The organism is Echinicola shivajiensis, from assembly GCF_018642165.1.
Taxonomy (GTDB): Bacteria; Bacteroidota; Bacteroidia; order Cytophagales; family Cyclobacteriaceae; genus Echinicola; species Echinicola shivajiensis.
In genome coordinates this window covers 617,838-630,880 of record NZ_JAHHZM010000001.1, presented here as the reverse complement: position 1 = coordinate 630,880, position 13,043 = coordinate 617,838, and the positions used below count along the sequence as shown (strand labels likewise).

The window sequence follows — 13,043 nt, the reverse complement described above, 5'->3', positions numbered from 1 at the left end:
GGTCAGGCCGGTGGAAGTTTGTAGGCTTGTCTTACCAATAGCTTCCACTGGCCATTATCATATCTCCATACCATCATGACACCGATTTTTACCTTGCCTGGGACTCCGCTATCATTGGTTTCAGCGACCAAGATATGTCTTGCGATACCGATATTATCAACCACTTCATAATTTTGATTTTGTAGGTCAATACTCACAAAATCCGAAGCACCACTTAATAAGCTTTCTATAAATTTAGCTTGGTTTTCGATTTTTCCACTGGAGTGGCCATAGGAGAGTTTCTTGTCCGTCAGTTTTTTAAGTGTTGCTTTGTCCGGGTTGATCATGGTCTCAGTGAGCTTTTGAACAGCATTGACCAGTTCGATAGAATTTTCTGATTGTGCCTGACTAAAATGACAAATAGCCCATAGGAAAGAGAAAATTAGAGCTATGCTTTTCATGATCAGGATTATTTAGCCTTCAATTCAAACTTATAAGATCCTGCTAGTGCTTTTACCCGTCCATTGGTTGGGGTAGGTACAGTGAATTCCAAAACTAAATTGCTCCCTGCTCCTGAGAAGGAAATTTCTTCTCCTGCTGCTGGTTGGGAGCCGGTAAGGGTGATTTTATCGAAATTATTTCCAGAAAATGACCAGTTTCCACTTCCATCATAAAGATTGTTTGCATTGCTGGTGGTATAGGCTTTTGTACTTCCATTTGAGGAAAAAGTAATTTCAAAATCTGTCCAGTCGGGAGTTTCATCTGTTCCATTATGGGTGACAGCTCCACCCGTTACAATCCATGTTTGGCTGCCTTCACCAGTCAGCTTTTCAGTGGCTATTTGTTCAGGAGTTTTGGATGGTGTTGGATCGTCTTTACTACCGCAAGAAAAAAGAGTGATCAAAGAAAAAATTAACAAGTAAGATGCGAATAGTTTTTTCATAGTTTATCAAATGAATTTTCAGGTAAATATAAGGATATTCAATTGAAATCAAAGGGACTTCTGAAGCTTGTAATCTTCAATATGTAAGGTTTGATTGCAAAAGGAATATTCCTTTGGTTCATTTGAACCTATAAAAATAGTTCTGTTCTTTCCGAATTGTTCTACTAGGCTCAAATACCATTCTACACCTCTTTTGTCCAGGTTAGATGTAGGTTCGTCCAAAATCAGCATTGGGACCTTAGAAAAGAAACAAAGGCCTAGTTTAAGGCGTTGTTTCATGCCGGATGAGAAGTAGGTGATTTGTTTGTTTTTTGCCTCAGTAAGGTACATGGTTTCCATCATGTCATTGATGTCCATTCCTTCTAGGGCCACTTTGAATTCGAAATGAAATTGGAGTAATTCGAAAAGTGTGAATTCTTCAGGCAGCTCCATATAGGGAGCAGTTATGGCAAGTTTCTGATACAGTTCAGATTCTTGAATAGGGGAGCTCTGGAAGTGGTATTCTGCACTGCCCTCTGTAAAAGGTGTGGTTCCGGCAAGGCACTTCAATAAAGTGGATTTACCGGAACCATTGCTGCCAGTTATGGCAATTTTAGTATTGGAACTTACATGTAGATCCAGGTTTCTAAATATCCAATCGTATTGGAATCGCTTTGCAGCATTCTTTAGCCTGACCTCTAGCATTATTTAGTTGATATATCCTTTCATCACTCCTCTTTCAGAGGATCTGATAAAGTTTACAATCTCATCTCTTTCTTTGGTAGCAGGAAGGTTGATTTCTATTTCCTCCAATGCTCTGCTGTTATTGAGGCTATTGAGGAATAGGTACCTGTATACTTCCTGTATGTGGCTAATGGACTCATTGGAGAATCCTCTTCTTCTCAGACCAAGTGAATTTACCCCTGCATAACTCAATGGTTCTCTTGCCGCCTTGGTGAAAGGAGGTACGTCTTTTCTTACCAATGAACCACCAGAAATCATGGAGTGCATTCCGATTTTAACGAATTGGTGAATAGCACTGCTGCCCCCGATAATAGCCCAGTCATCGATGGAAACGTGACCAGCTACCTGTACCGTATTGGCAATGATCACATTGTCTCCTACACTACAATCGTGGGCAATGTGCACATAGGCCATTAAAAGACAGTTGCTGCCAATTTTGGTTACACGCTTGTCAATAGTTCCACGGCTGACTGTAACACATTCTCTGATAGTTGTGTTATTTCCAATTTCTACGGTAGAATCTTCACCTTGGAATTTAAGGTCTTGTGGAACCCCTGCAATGACCGCTCCTGGGAATATTTTGCAGTTTTTACCAATTTTTGCTCCTGGGTATATGGTTACATTGGAACCGATCCAAGTACCATCTCCGATTTCTACATTTTCATGAATAACCGAAAAAGGATCAATGCTTACATTTTCACCGACTTTGGAATTTTCATGTACTTGTGATAGCTTACTTATCATGCGTCTTTTCTTACAATACTAGCAGTCATTACGGCTTCACAGACCAATGTGTTTCCCACATAGGCTTCACCTTTCATTTTTGCAATCCCTCTTCTAATTGGGGACAATAGTTCACACTTGAATACCAAAGTATCTCCTGGTAAGACCATTTTACGGAACTTGCAGCTTTCTATTCCTAAGAAATAAGTCCAGTAGTTTTCTGGGTCATCCACTGTGCTAAGCACAAGAATGCCGCCAGTCTGTGCCATGGCTTCTACTTGTAATACTCCTGGCATGACAGGATTGTTCGGGAAATGCCCCATAAAAAACGGTTCGTTGATGGTAACATTCTTAACACCAGCGACTACCGTGTCATCAAGATAAATGATTTTATCCAAAAGTTGAAAAGGATATCTATGTGGAAGGATATTCCCAATTTGGTTAATATCCATCACAGGAGGGAGTTTAGGGTCATAATGAGGGATATGACTCGGTCCTGCTTTTTCCATTGCCCTTTTTAGCTTTTTGGCAAAAGCAACATTGGCTGCGTGTCCTGGTCTTGCTGCCAGTATTTGGGCCTTTAATGGCCTTCCTACCAAAGCAAGGTCTCCCACCACGTCAAGTAGTTTGTGTCTGGCAGGTTCGTTTTTGTAACGCAGCTCTACATTATTAAGTATTCCTTCTTGTCGGACTTCAACTTTAGGCTTGTTGAACATTTTGGCAAGGCCTTCAAGCTCTTCGTCAGTGACAATGCGGTCTACGACCACAATGGCATTGTTCAGGTCGCCTCCTTGAATCAAGTTTTGCTTATAAAGCATTTCCAGTTCATGAAGGAAGCAGAAAGTTCTACAAGAGGCTATTTCAGATTTAAATTGGCTAATATCAGTAATGGATGCATGCTGGCTACCCAATACAGGTGAATTATAATCCACCATAACAGTAACACGGTAATCATCCAATGGCAATGCTGCCATTTCCACTTCACGGGCAGAATCCCTATAATGAATACTCTCTGGAACTTCGAAGAAGCGCCTTAAAGCATTTTGCTCTTGCAAACCAGCGTCTTCCAGAATACTGATGAACTGTATGGAGCTACCATCCATGATAGGAGGTTCAGGACCGTCCAATTGGATGAGAACATTGTCAATTTCAAGTCCTACCAAGGCGGCTAGTACGTGCTCTACAGTAAATACTCTAGCGCCACTCTGCTCTATGGTAGTGCCTCTGGATACGTCTACTACATTATCTACGTCCGCATCAATGATGGGAGAACCTTCAAGATCAATTCTTTGAAACTTGTATCCGTGATTGGGAGGAGCAGGTACAAATGTCATGTTGGCTACTACTCCAGTATGTAGTCCAACTCCAGAAACTGTAACCTGTTTTCCTATGGTATGCTGTTTAACTTTCATTAATGATGTTTTTGGGGCATCCTTTTGTATTCGCCCACAAATTTATTGTTTTTTTTCCAGATCTTTAATTTTATTCTGTAGACTTGGCAAATTTTTAAAAATAGAATAGGATTTCAAGAATTCCTTCATTTCGTATCCGATGTATCCAAAAATTGTCTGGCCAGGTTTGTTGATGGATTTTGTGATGCCTGTTTTGGCTCCTATCGTTGTATTGTCTGCAATTTTTAAGTGGCCAATTATACCTACCTGGCCAGCGATGATGCAATTTTTTCCAATTTCTGTGGATCCCGAAATTCCAGATTGTGCTGCAATTACGGTGTTTTCTCCGATGATTACATTATGGGCTATTTGAACAAGGTTATCAATTTTTGCTCCTTTTTTGATAATAGTAGACCCCATGGTAGCGCAGTCAACCGTACTGTTTGAGCCTATACTGACATTGTCTTCAATGAGTACATTGCCCAATTGAGGGATGTTTTTGTAGGTTTTATCTTCTTGTGGGGCAAAACCAAAACCGTCAGCGCCTATGACAACATTAGGATGGAATTCACAATTATTGCCGATAATGGTTTCATTATAAATTTTCACCCCTGCATGAATGATACAATTGTCTCCAATGGTCACCTTGTCACCAATAAAGGCTTGGGAATGGATGATGACGTTGTTACCAATTTTACAATCTTTGCCGATATAGCTGAAAGCCGCCCTGTAACCTCCTTCTCCGAATTTGCTAGAGCTATCCATAAAGGAAGGCTGTTCTACCCCTATTTTAGAATGTTTTGTAAACTGGGCGTAGGCTTCTAGCAACTGAGTAAACCCAGAATATGGATCCTTTACTTTAATGAGTGTGGTGTTGATAGGCTTGGCAGGGGAAAAATCTTTGGCCACGATTACAGCTGTGGAATTTGTGCTGTAAATATACGGTTCATACTTCATATTGGACAAAAAGCTTATCCCCCCTTCGGCTCCATCTTGGATTTTGTCCAGTCTGCTTACTTTTTTGGTGCCATCACCTTCGATTTCTCCGTTTAAAAGCTCTGCAATCTGACTAACGGTAAATTCCATGAGTTTTAAAATTATGTTAGCGCAAAGTTAAATCTTTAGCCCGACAAGCATAATACTTTTTGACAATTTTGCTCATTGCTTTAATATTGGGAAGGTCTGCTGCTTGGGCAACATCTATTACCTCTCCCTTTTTGGTCAATATGAGGATGCTTTCTTTGGCTACATAGGCATTGTTCGATATAGAGCCATATGAAAAGAAATAGGGTAGTTCTTCTTCAGTAATGTCCAGGGTTTCTATGATTTTCCTTTCCATGTCTAAAAGTTCATCTTTTTCTAAAGGAAGGTTACTTAATTTGATTTTGAAAAGGTTTCTGGTCAAAAACATATCCGCAATATTGCTCAATACCAAGTCTTTGTTCTTTTGCCAGAGTTTTACAGCACCCCAAATATCAAAGTCATCCATGCTTGCGAATATTTCCTGAATATCAGTCGACTTTTGGAAATCATTTAGGGTAAAGTTGTTTTGAAGGAAATAGCTAAGTGCTTCAGATCCCTGTAGATTGGTGCCGGATTGCTGAAGATCTTTTGCCCTTTTTATAAGGTTAATCAGCATTTTTTCAGCACTAACTGTGGTTTTATGCAGATAAACCTGCCAATACATTAATCTTCTGGCACTGAGAAAGTTCTCTATACTGTAAAGTCCCTTTTCTTCCACTACAATCTGGTCATCCTTGATATTCATCATTTTGATTATCCTGTCTGCTCCTATGGTGCCTTCGGAAACTCCCGTAAAAAAACAGTCCCGCTGTAAATAATCCAATCGGTCAATGTCAAGTTGGCTGGAAACTAATTGATGAAAGAATTTTCTTTCATAATTATTCTTAAATATTCTTAACGCTAGGTCGAGCTGGCCGTTTAATTGTTTGTTAAGAGATTCCATGAGCAGGAGCGACAAAGACTCATGGGGAATACCCTTTAATAAAGTGTATTCGAGGGCATGAGAAAAAGGTCCATGCCCAATATCATGTAATAGAATAGCAATTAAAGAAGCCTCATATTCTTGATCACTAATTTCATGGCCCTTATTACGCAGATTGTCCAAGGTGATGCTCATCAGGTGCATTGCACCCAAGGCATGGTGGAATCTGGTATGCAGTGCGCCAGGGTATACAAAGTCGGTCAAGCCCAGCTGTTTGATCCTTCGTAACCTTTGGAAATAAGGATGGTCAATAATAGTGAAAATCAACTCGCTGGGAATGGTGATAAAACCGTAAACTGGATCGTTGAGAATTTTATGGCTTTTCAATTGCCTAAGAATTAGTTGATAGAAATCAAAAGTAGTTATAAATTTATAAGAAATAAACCGGAAAAGATGCAAAAATTTAAAATTCTCTGGGCTGATGATGAGATTGACCTACTCAAGCCTCATATCATGTTTTTGGAGCAAAAAGGATATGAAATCACCACTGTTAATAGCGGAAACGATGCCATTGAAATGGTAGAAAACTCCAATTATGATGTGATATTTTTAGATGAAATGATGCCGGGGATGACTGGTTTGGAGACCTTACAGCAAGTCAAAATACTAAAGCCTCAGACGCCAGTGGTGATGATCACCAAAAGTGAAGAGGAGCATATAATGGACGATGCCATAGGAGGGAAGATAGCTGATTATCTGATTAAACCCATTAATCCTAGTCAGATATTGCTATCAGTGAAAAAGATCCTTCAAAACAAGCAGTTGATTAGTGAGAAGACAAATATGTCTTATCAACAGGATTTTTCGCGGATCAGCATGGCCTATAATGACGCTATAGATCATGAGGAATGGGCAGATATTTACAAGAAACTTACTTACTGGGAGCTAGAAATAGATAAGACAGAGAATAAAAGTATGCAGGAAGTTTTGGATACTCAGAAATCCGAAGCCAATGCCAATTTTGCTCGGTTTATCAAAGAAAATTATTTGGATTGGCTAAATGATGCTGACGTTGATAAACCCATCTTGTCGCATCGAGTAATGAAGGAAAAAGTCTTTCCACACCTTCAGGACGGTCAAAAACCATTGTTTTTCGTAGTGATAGATAATTTGCGGTTGGACCAATGGGAGGTCATTGAACCTTTATTGAGTGACCACTTCAACGTGAAGTCAGAGGATACTTATTATAGTATTCTGCCTACCACCACAGCTTATGCAAGAAATGCCCTATTTAGCGGAATGATGCCATTGGATATGGCCAGGTTTCACCCTGATTTGTGGGAAGGCGAAGATACTGATGAAGGCAAGAATAACCATGAAAAGGAATTTTTGGAAGTTAATTTGAAGAAAAATAGGCTCCAATCGAAATTCAGCTATCACAAAATTTTACAAGCCAGTCAGGGGAAATCTGTTTTGGATCAGTTTTCCAATTTGATGAATAATGACCTGAATGTGCTGGTTTATAATTTTGTGGATATGATGTCACACGCAAGAACGGATATGAAAATGATCAGGGAACTTGCTCCTGACGAATCAGCCTATAGATCCATCACTGAAAGTTGGTTTTTGCACAGTTCTTTGTTTGAATTATTTAAAAGGGTAAGTGAGGCTGGTTGTGATGTGATTGTAACGACAGACCATGGTACCAAAAGAGTGAACAGACCTTATAAAATTATTGGAGACAGAAAGGTGACCACCAACTTAAGGTATAAGCAAGGGAAGAACCTCAACTTTGAATCAGGAAAGGTCTTTGAAATCAGTAAGCCTGAGGATGCCAAATTGCCGAGGTTTAATGTTTCCACAAGTTATGTTTTTGCAGTAGAAGATTATTTCTTTGCATATCCGAACAATTACAATTATTATGTAAATTACTACAAAGATACATTCCAACATGGAGGTGTTTCTTTGGAGGAAGTAATTGTACCGATCATGCACCTTTCACCTAAGCAGTATTAAGAAAGCATTGAAAAAGATTACTTGTGAAGATAAAGGTCAGCTGCCCGAAGTAGCCAGACAGATCATTGAAGAATGTAAAAATGTGCCCGTATGGGTGTTTATGGGGAATATGGGGGCTGGCAAAACCACTTTGATAAAAGCCATTGCCGAGGCATTTGGCGTAGGTGATCTGGTGAGCAGTCCGTCGTTTTCCATAGTCAATGAATATGAAAATGAGCAGGGCGAAGTTTTTTATCATTTCGATTTCTATCGGGTAGAGGAACAGGAAGAGGTGCTGGAGATCGGGGTTGATGAGTATTTCTATAGTGGTAGATATTGTTGGTTGGAGTGGGCCGAAAAAATTCCGGATTATCTTCCTGAGGAATTTTATTTGATTTCTATTGAAGTCACTGGAGAGGAAACAAGGGAGATGAGCATTAAAAAGATACACGATGGGAGCTAAAATGGCAGAGATACGCAAAGAGGCAGGAATATATCCCAAAGAAGCCTTGGCCAGGGTCAAAAGCTCTGATCATTCGATTTTGATAGGATTGCCGAAGGAAAATGAGGTGCAGGAAAAAAGGATGGTTCTTACCCCTGAAGCAGTGGCGTTATTGGTTAATAATAACCAGCGGGTGATGGTGGAATCAGGAGCTGGCCGTCCTTCCAAGTTTTCCGATAAGGAATATGCTGATGCAGGGGCCAAGGTGGTTTATTCTTCAAAAGAAGCATTTGAAGCGGAAGTGGTCCTAAAGGTCGAGCCACCGTCTTTGGAGGAGATATCTCATATGAATCCCGGCAGTTGCCTGATTTCTGCATTGCAATTGGGCAAGCAAAAGGCAGAGTATATTCATTCGCTCAACAGGAAAAAGATCACGGCTGTTTCTTTTGAAAATTTGGAAGATAAGGTAGGTGGTATGCCTGTTGTTCGGGCTATGAGTGAGATCGCAGGAAGTACCGTGATGCTTATCGCGGCAGAATATCTTAGCAGTGTAAAGCAAGGGGGAAAGGGCTTGATTTTAGGAGGAATCACAGGGGTCCCTCCGACTCAGGTGGTTATCATTGGAGCAGGTACTGTTGCAGAGTATGCTGCAAGGACTGGACTTGGGTTAGGTGCCAGTATTAAGATTTTTGACAATCATTTATACAAGTTGAGAAGAATTAAACAGCTTCTTGGGCAACAAGTATATACTTCAACTATAGATAATTTTACCTTGGGTGAAGCACTGAAGGAAGCAGATGTAGTGATTGGCGCTTTAAGGGCTGAAAAAGGAAGGTCCAAAGTAGTGGTTTCTGAAGAGATGGTAGCTGCTATGATGCCTGGTAGTGTGCTGATAGATGTTAGTATTGACCAGGGAGGCTGTATCGAGACTTCCCGAATGACCACCCATGAAAAACCAGTATATAATCTATATGATATCATTCATTACTGTGTTCCGAATATAGCTTCCCGGGTGTCCAGAACCGCTTCGGTTTCCTTAAGTAATATCTTTACGCCCATTCTTTTACAAATGGCAGATCTGGGTGGTGCTGAGGAAATGATCTTTAATTATAAATGGTTTATGAAAGGGGTGTACACTTATAGGGGGAGCTTAACCAATGCCCATCTAGGCAGGAAGTTCCAGATGAACCATAAGGAGCTTCAGCTGTTATTGGCCGCGAGATACTAAGAAAGCAATTTTTGACGTAAAAGGAATTCCAATTGTTCGTTGGCCTTGATCAGGTCATCGGTGAGTTTTTTGTTTTCCTTTCGGAGGGAGAAAACTTCAAAAGCATTTTTGATTACTGTTTTCATATAATCTTCTTCCCAAGGCTTGGTTAGGTAATGGTATACCTGTCCTTTATTGATGGCGTCAATTACCGCTTGAATATCGGTATAACCCGTTAATAATATTCTTATAGGATCAGGGTAATTTGGGATAATGGATTCCAAGAATTCAACACCTGTTTCTTCCGGCATTCTTTGGTCCGTAATGATAAGGTCGATTTCCTTGGTTTTTAAAATATTTCTTCCTTCCTCAGCTGAAATTGCAAGGTGAACTTTGTACTCACGTCTAAAAGTAGCTTTAAATGCTTGAAGATTGTTCTCTTCATCATCTACATAAAGAATTCGTATTTTTTCTTTTGTCGATTCAGTCATGTGCTAATCTTTGAATTCAATGCTTACCTTGGTGAGATATGCGGATGTTTAAATATAAATAAAATCTCTTTCTCGTACTATTTTACAAATATATATGTAAAACTGTCATCTATACTCAATTTAAGTAAATCTATTTGGAAATTTCAGGGTTTTTTCGAGTGATTTTTTAGTTTTTTCATTTAATTACAATGTCAATAAAGTAACTTTACTTGCGTTTGTCATCAAAAATATCACCAAGGTATAAATGGATTTGAATTATATAAAAGGAACGAATCCCAATTGGGAGGCGATTATATTACCTGCAGAGCCTAAAAGTAAAGAGGAAATCCAGCTATTAGATCGGTTAAAGAAAGATCCTACGGTGGAGAAATTTGATCAGTTGGATGGTCAAATGGCCGAATTGATTAAGATAAAGCATCCTAAAGATGACTTAAAAGATGATGAACTTGTGGTGATGGTGAAAGGATTTTTTGAAAGTCAATCCAGGGATACATATGGGTGTTGGGTTTACTACCATTGGAGAAGGCAATTGATAAGGACTTTGGAGCAAGAGGACTTTATAATGGTCCGAACTTCCAGGAATCAGTATAAAATCACCAAGGAGGAACAGGATTTATTGTCCACCAAAAAGATTGGTGTAGTAGGCTTGTCAGTTGGGCAAAGTGTGGCACTGAGTTTGGCAATGGAGAGGTCCTTTGGAGAGTTGAGAATAGCTGATTTTGACACCTTAGAATTAAGCAATATGAATAGGATCAGGACTGGGGTGTATAATTTAGGGGTGAAAAAGGCTTGGATGGTTTCCAGAGAAATAGCAGAGATTGATCCTTTCTTAAAAGTGACCATATATGAAGAAGGTGTCAACCAGTCCAATATAGATGACTTTTTTGAAAAGGGCGGAATGTTGGATATGTTGGTGGAGGAATGTGATAGTCTCGATGTTAAGATTTTGGCCAGAGAAAAGGCAAGGGCCAAAGGAGTGCCCGTGGTAATGGATACCTCTGATAGAGGAATGGTTGACGTAGAACGTTTTGATTTAGACCCTAAGCGACCTTTGTTACATGGGCTAGCAGGGAATTTAAAATACGAGGAGCTTAGCAGCTTGTCAAATGAGGAAAAAGTACCTTTTATAGGGAAAATGATAGGTATGGAAACCTTGTCTACAAGAATGAAAGCTTCATTTATGGAGGTAGGAACGTCGATTGGTACTTGGCCTCAACTGGCCAGCTCAGTGATACATGGAGGGGCTGTTTGTGCAGATGTGGTGCGAAAGATCTTTTTGAATCAATTCAGTGATTCTGGTAGGTATTATTTTGATTTTGATGAGGTCTTGTATAAAAAAGCAAAGCCTAATGAGCTTGATCAGACTCCTGCTCGACCCAATGGGAAAAAACAATTTATTCCCGAAGGTGGTTTGAGTTCCCAAAAAGTAATCAGCAAGTCCACGGTTTTAGAATTGGTCAAGAAAGCCAATTTGGCTCCTTCTGGAGGAAATTGCCAACCTTGGAAATGGGTGTATGACAAAGAGGGAGTGCTTCATCTATTTTATGACAAAAGTTTAAGTGAGTCCTTATTGGATTTTAATGGTACCGGAACCTTACTAGCTTTAGGTGCAGCTTTAGAAAATTTGGTTTGGTCAGCGCATCATGAAGGAATAGGCGTTAATATTCATTTCAATGAATTGGAATTTGGAGATGATTATATAGCCAAAATTACTTTTAATGAAAATAAGGAAGAGGGGGAAAGCGCTGAATTTGATTATTTATATCCATATATTGAAAAGAGGGTAACCAACCGAAAGCTTGAGCAGGGGAAGGAAATTCGGCCTGAAGTATTAGAGGAGTTAAGGGATATTGCGACAGATGCTGGCAATGGTTTTGAGATATTGACTGACCGAAGTCAATTTAGTGAGTTGATTGAGATCTTGGGTGTGATGGATAAGATCCGGGTATTGAATCCGATAGGCTATGCTGATTTCGTGAGGGAAATAAGGTGGACAGAGAAAGAGACTTTAGAGACCAAGGATGGAATAGATATAGAAACCTTGGAACTCAAAAATACAGGGGTAGCTGCATTGACATTATTGAGAGATAAGCAGGCAATAGCGTTTTTGAAAAGTAATAAATTGGGAGATGGTTTAAAAGAAATGTCCAAAGATACGATTAATGCTTCTTCAGCCATTTGTTTGCTAACCGCAAAGGATTTTTCTCCCTATTCCTATCTTAATGGGGGAAGGGTTTTGCAGCGGGTTTGGACCCATATTAACAAAAATGATGTGGCCTTTCAACCGATTTCCGCTTCATTGTTTTTCTTTCATCGATTAAAAAGAGAAGGATTAAAGCATTTTTCCCTAGAAGAAGGAGAGATTATCAAAGACGCACATCAAAGATTAAGAGATGTGTTTCAATTACCTCCTGATACCAATGAAGTGTTTATGTTTAGGCTTACTACTGCTTCTGATGTTTCGATAAGGTCTTTGAGGAGAGATGTGTTGGATACAGTAGCGTTCTTATAAGATGTTTATATTTAAAGCATTCAGAGCAATTGATAATGAGGACCTATGCCTTGAGTTTTTGGAAGGACACCGAAATGTGCTTAAGGAATATGGAGTGACCAAAGTAACTTCAGCTAGAAGGGATTGGATCAGTAACCCCAACGTATATGTCATAGTAGTTATAGATGCTGAGGAGAAAAGAGTAGTGAGCGGAATGAGACTACATCTTGCCCATGAAGATTATCCTTTGCCCATGGAGACAGCCATTGCTGAAGTGGATAAGAGTATACATTGTGTGGTGGCTAAGTATAGGGAAAATGTCACAGGAGAAATTGGAGGACTATGGAATTCCCGATCAATTGCCGGTTACGGTATAGGTATTAAATTTTTGATTCGTTGTGGAATAGTATTGGCCGAGCAACTTAAGATGGGGACGCTGTTGGCATTATGTGCTGAGCATACATTGGGTTCCTGTTTGGAGAAAGGGTTCGAAATTGAAGAGGGCGTGGGGAATTCAGGGAAGTTCAATTATCCAAAGATTGATTTGGTGGCTACTGCAGCGGTAATTAAAGATTTGGTTAATTTACCGTTAGCCCTTGAAGAAGAGAGGGAAGAAGTTTTTAAGCTTAGAAGGGAATTGAATTGTGAGTCAGTGTATTCTACAGCCCGTGGGGAAATGCATATTAAGTACGAACTGGAATTATAAATATATC

General features: G+C 39.7%; 13 protein-coding genes. 5 read left to right on the top strand and 8 right to left on the bottom strand.

Annotated features, from left to right (window positions below; all coding sequences use genetic code 11):
- Positions 1-2: 2 nt before the first annotated feature.
- From KMW37_RS02535 to KMW37_RS02505, 7 genes are read right to left on the bottom strand one after another with little or no spacing between them, the layout of a single operon-like run.
- Positions 3-440, bottom strand: coding sequence for a nuclear transport factor 2 family protein (locus KMW37_RS02535; protein ID WP_215223019.1), 438 nt, complete (start codon positions 438-440; stop codon positions 3-5).
- 8 nt (positions 441-448) lie between these two features.
- Positions 449-922: a hypothetical protein gene (locus KMW37_RS02530; protein ID WP_215223018.1), complete on the bottom strand. Its 474-nt coding sequence runs from the start codon at positions 920-922 to the stop codon at positions 449-451.
- 48 nt (positions 923-970) lie between these two features.
- Positions 971-1,606, bottom strand: coding sequence for an ABC transporter ATP-binding protein (locus KMW37_RS02525; RefSeq protein ID WP_215223017.1), 636 nt, complete (start codon positions 1,604-1,606; stop codon positions 971-973).
- Positions 1,607-1,609: 3 nt separating this feature from the next.
- Positions 1,610-2,389 carry an acyl-ACP--UDP-N-acetylglucosamine O-acyltransferase gene (gene lpxA, locus KMW37_RS02520; protein WP_215223016.1) on the bottom strand — a complete coding sequence of 260 codons (780 nt, stop codon included), beginning with the start codon at positions 2,387-2,389 and terminating at the stop codon, positions 1,610-1,612.
- Positions 2,386-3,780, bottom strand: a complete 1,395-nt coding sequence (locus tag KMW37_RS02515; protein WP_215223015.1) for a bifunctional UDP-3-O-[3-hydroxymyristoyl] N-acetylglucosamine deacetylase/3-hydroxyacyl-ACP dehydratase — start codon at positions 3,778-3,780, stop codon at positions 2,386-2,388. Before KMW37_RS02515 ends, lpxA begins: the two co-directional genes overlap by 4 nt.
- Positions 3,781-3,822: 42 nt before the next feature.
- Positions 3,823-4,845, bottom strand: a complete 1,023-nt coding sequence (lpxD, locus tag KMW37_RS02510) for a UDP-3-O-(3-hydroxymyristoyl)glucosamine N-acyltransferase (RefSeq protein ID WP_215223014.1) — start codon at positions 4,843-4,845, stop codon at positions 3,823-3,825.
- Positions 4,846-4,861: 16 nt separating this feature from the next.
- Positions 4,862-6,091 (bottom strand): HD domain-containing protein, encoded by a 1,230-nt coding sequence (locus KMW37_RS02505; RefSeq protein WP_215223013.1) that lies wholly within the window; start codon positions 6,089-6,091, stop codon positions 4,862-4,864.
- Positions 6,092-6,157: 66 nt separating this feature from the next.
- On the opposite strand from KMW37_RS02505, the gene porX reads away from it, so the two are divergent.
- From porX to KMW37_RS02490, 3 genes are read left to right on the top strand one after another with little or no spacing between them, the layout of a single operon-like run.
- Positions 6,158-7,720 carry a T9SS response regulator signal transducer PorX gene (gene porX, locus KMW37_RS02500; RefSeq protein WP_215223012.1) on the top strand — a complete coding sequence of 521 codons (1,563 nt, stop codon included), beginning with the start codon at positions 6,158-6,160 and terminating at the stop codon, positions 7,718-7,720.
- Positions 7,721-7,727: 7 nt separating this feature from the next.
- Positions 7,728-8,162, top strand: coding sequence for a tRNA (adenosine(37)-N6)-threonylcarbamoyltransferase complex ATPase subunit type 1 TsaE (gene tsaE, locus KMW37_RS02495; RefSeq protein WP_215223011.1), 435 nt, complete (start codon positions 7,728-7,730; stop codon positions 8,160-8,162).
- Positions 8,152-9,369: an alanine dehydrogenase gene (locus KMW37_RS02490; protein ID WP_215223010.1), complete on the top strand. Its 1,218-nt coding sequence runs from the start codon at positions 8,152-8,154 to the stop codon at positions 9,367-9,369. Before tsaE ends, KMW37_RS02490 begins: the two co-directional genes overlap by 11 nt.
- Here the strand turns inward: KMW37_RS02490 and KMW37_RS02485 are convergent.
- A complete protein-coding gene (locus KMW37_RS02485; protein ID WP_215223009.1) occupies positions 9,366-9,839 on the bottom strand; it encodes a response regulator in 474 nt (157 codons plus the stop codon). The genes KMW37_RS02490 and KMW37_RS02485 overlap by 4 nt on opposite strands.
- Before the next feature lie 244 nt (positions 9,840-10,083).
- Here KMW37_RS02485 and KMW37_RS02480 point away from each other — a divergent pair, with 244 nt between their 5' ends.
- Positions 10,084-12,351 (top strand): Rv1355c family protein, encoded by a 2,268-nt coding sequence (locus KMW37_RS02480; protein WP_215223008.1) that lies wholly within the window; start codon positions 10,084-10,086, stop codon positions 12,349-12,351.
- A 1-nt stretch (position 12,352) separates the two neighbouring features.
- Entirely contained in the window at positions 12,353-13,036 is a 684-nt protein-coding gene (locus KMW37_RS02475; RefSeq protein ID WP_215223007.1) for a hypothetical protein, read from the top strand.
- The last annotated feature ends 7 nt before the right edge of the window (positions 13,037-13,043 follow it).

Coding starts and splice junctions, on each gene's coding strand:
- KMW37_RS02535 (WP_215223019.1), bottom strand. CDS start 440: ATGAAAAGCATAGCTCTAATTTTCTCTTTCCTATGGGCTATTTGTCAT.
- KMW37_RS02530 (WP_215223018.1), bottom strand. CDS start 922: ATGAAAAAACTATTCGCATCTTACTTGTTAATTTTTTCTTTGATCACT.
- KMW37_RS02525 (WP_215223017.1), bottom strand. CDS start 1,606: ATGCTAGAGGTCAGGCTAAAGAATGCTGCAAAGCGATTCCAATACGAT.
- lpxA (WP_215223016.1), bottom strand. CDS start 2,389: ATGATAAGTAAGCTATCACAAGTACATGAAAATTCCAAAGTCGGTGAA.
- KMW37_RS02515 (WP_215223015.1), bottom strand. CDS start 3,780: ATGAAAGTTAAACAGCATACCATAGGAAAACAGGTTACAGTTTCTGGA.
- lpxD (WP_215223014.1), bottom strand. CDS start 4,845: ATGGAATTTACCGTTAGTCAGATTGCAGAGCTTTTAAACGGAGAAATC.
- porX (WP_215223012.1), top strand. CDS start 6,158: ATGCAAAAATTTAAAATTCTCTGGGCTGATGATGAGATTGACCTACTC.
- KMW37_RS02490 (WP_215223010.1), top strand. CDS start 8,152: ATGGGAGCTAAAATGGCAGAGATACGCAAAGAGGCAGGAATATATCCC.
- KMW37_RS02485 (WP_215223009.1), bottom strand. CDS start 9,839: ATGACTGAATCGACAAAAGAAAAAATACGAATTCTTTATGTAGATGAT.
- KMW37_RS02480 (WP_215223008.1), top strand. CDS start 10,084: ATGGATTTGAATTATATAAAAGGAACGAATCCCAATTGGGAGGCGATT.
- KMW37_RS02475 (WP_215223007.1), top strand. CDS start 12,353: ATGTTTATATTTAAAGCATTCAGAGCAATTGATAATGAGGACCTATGC.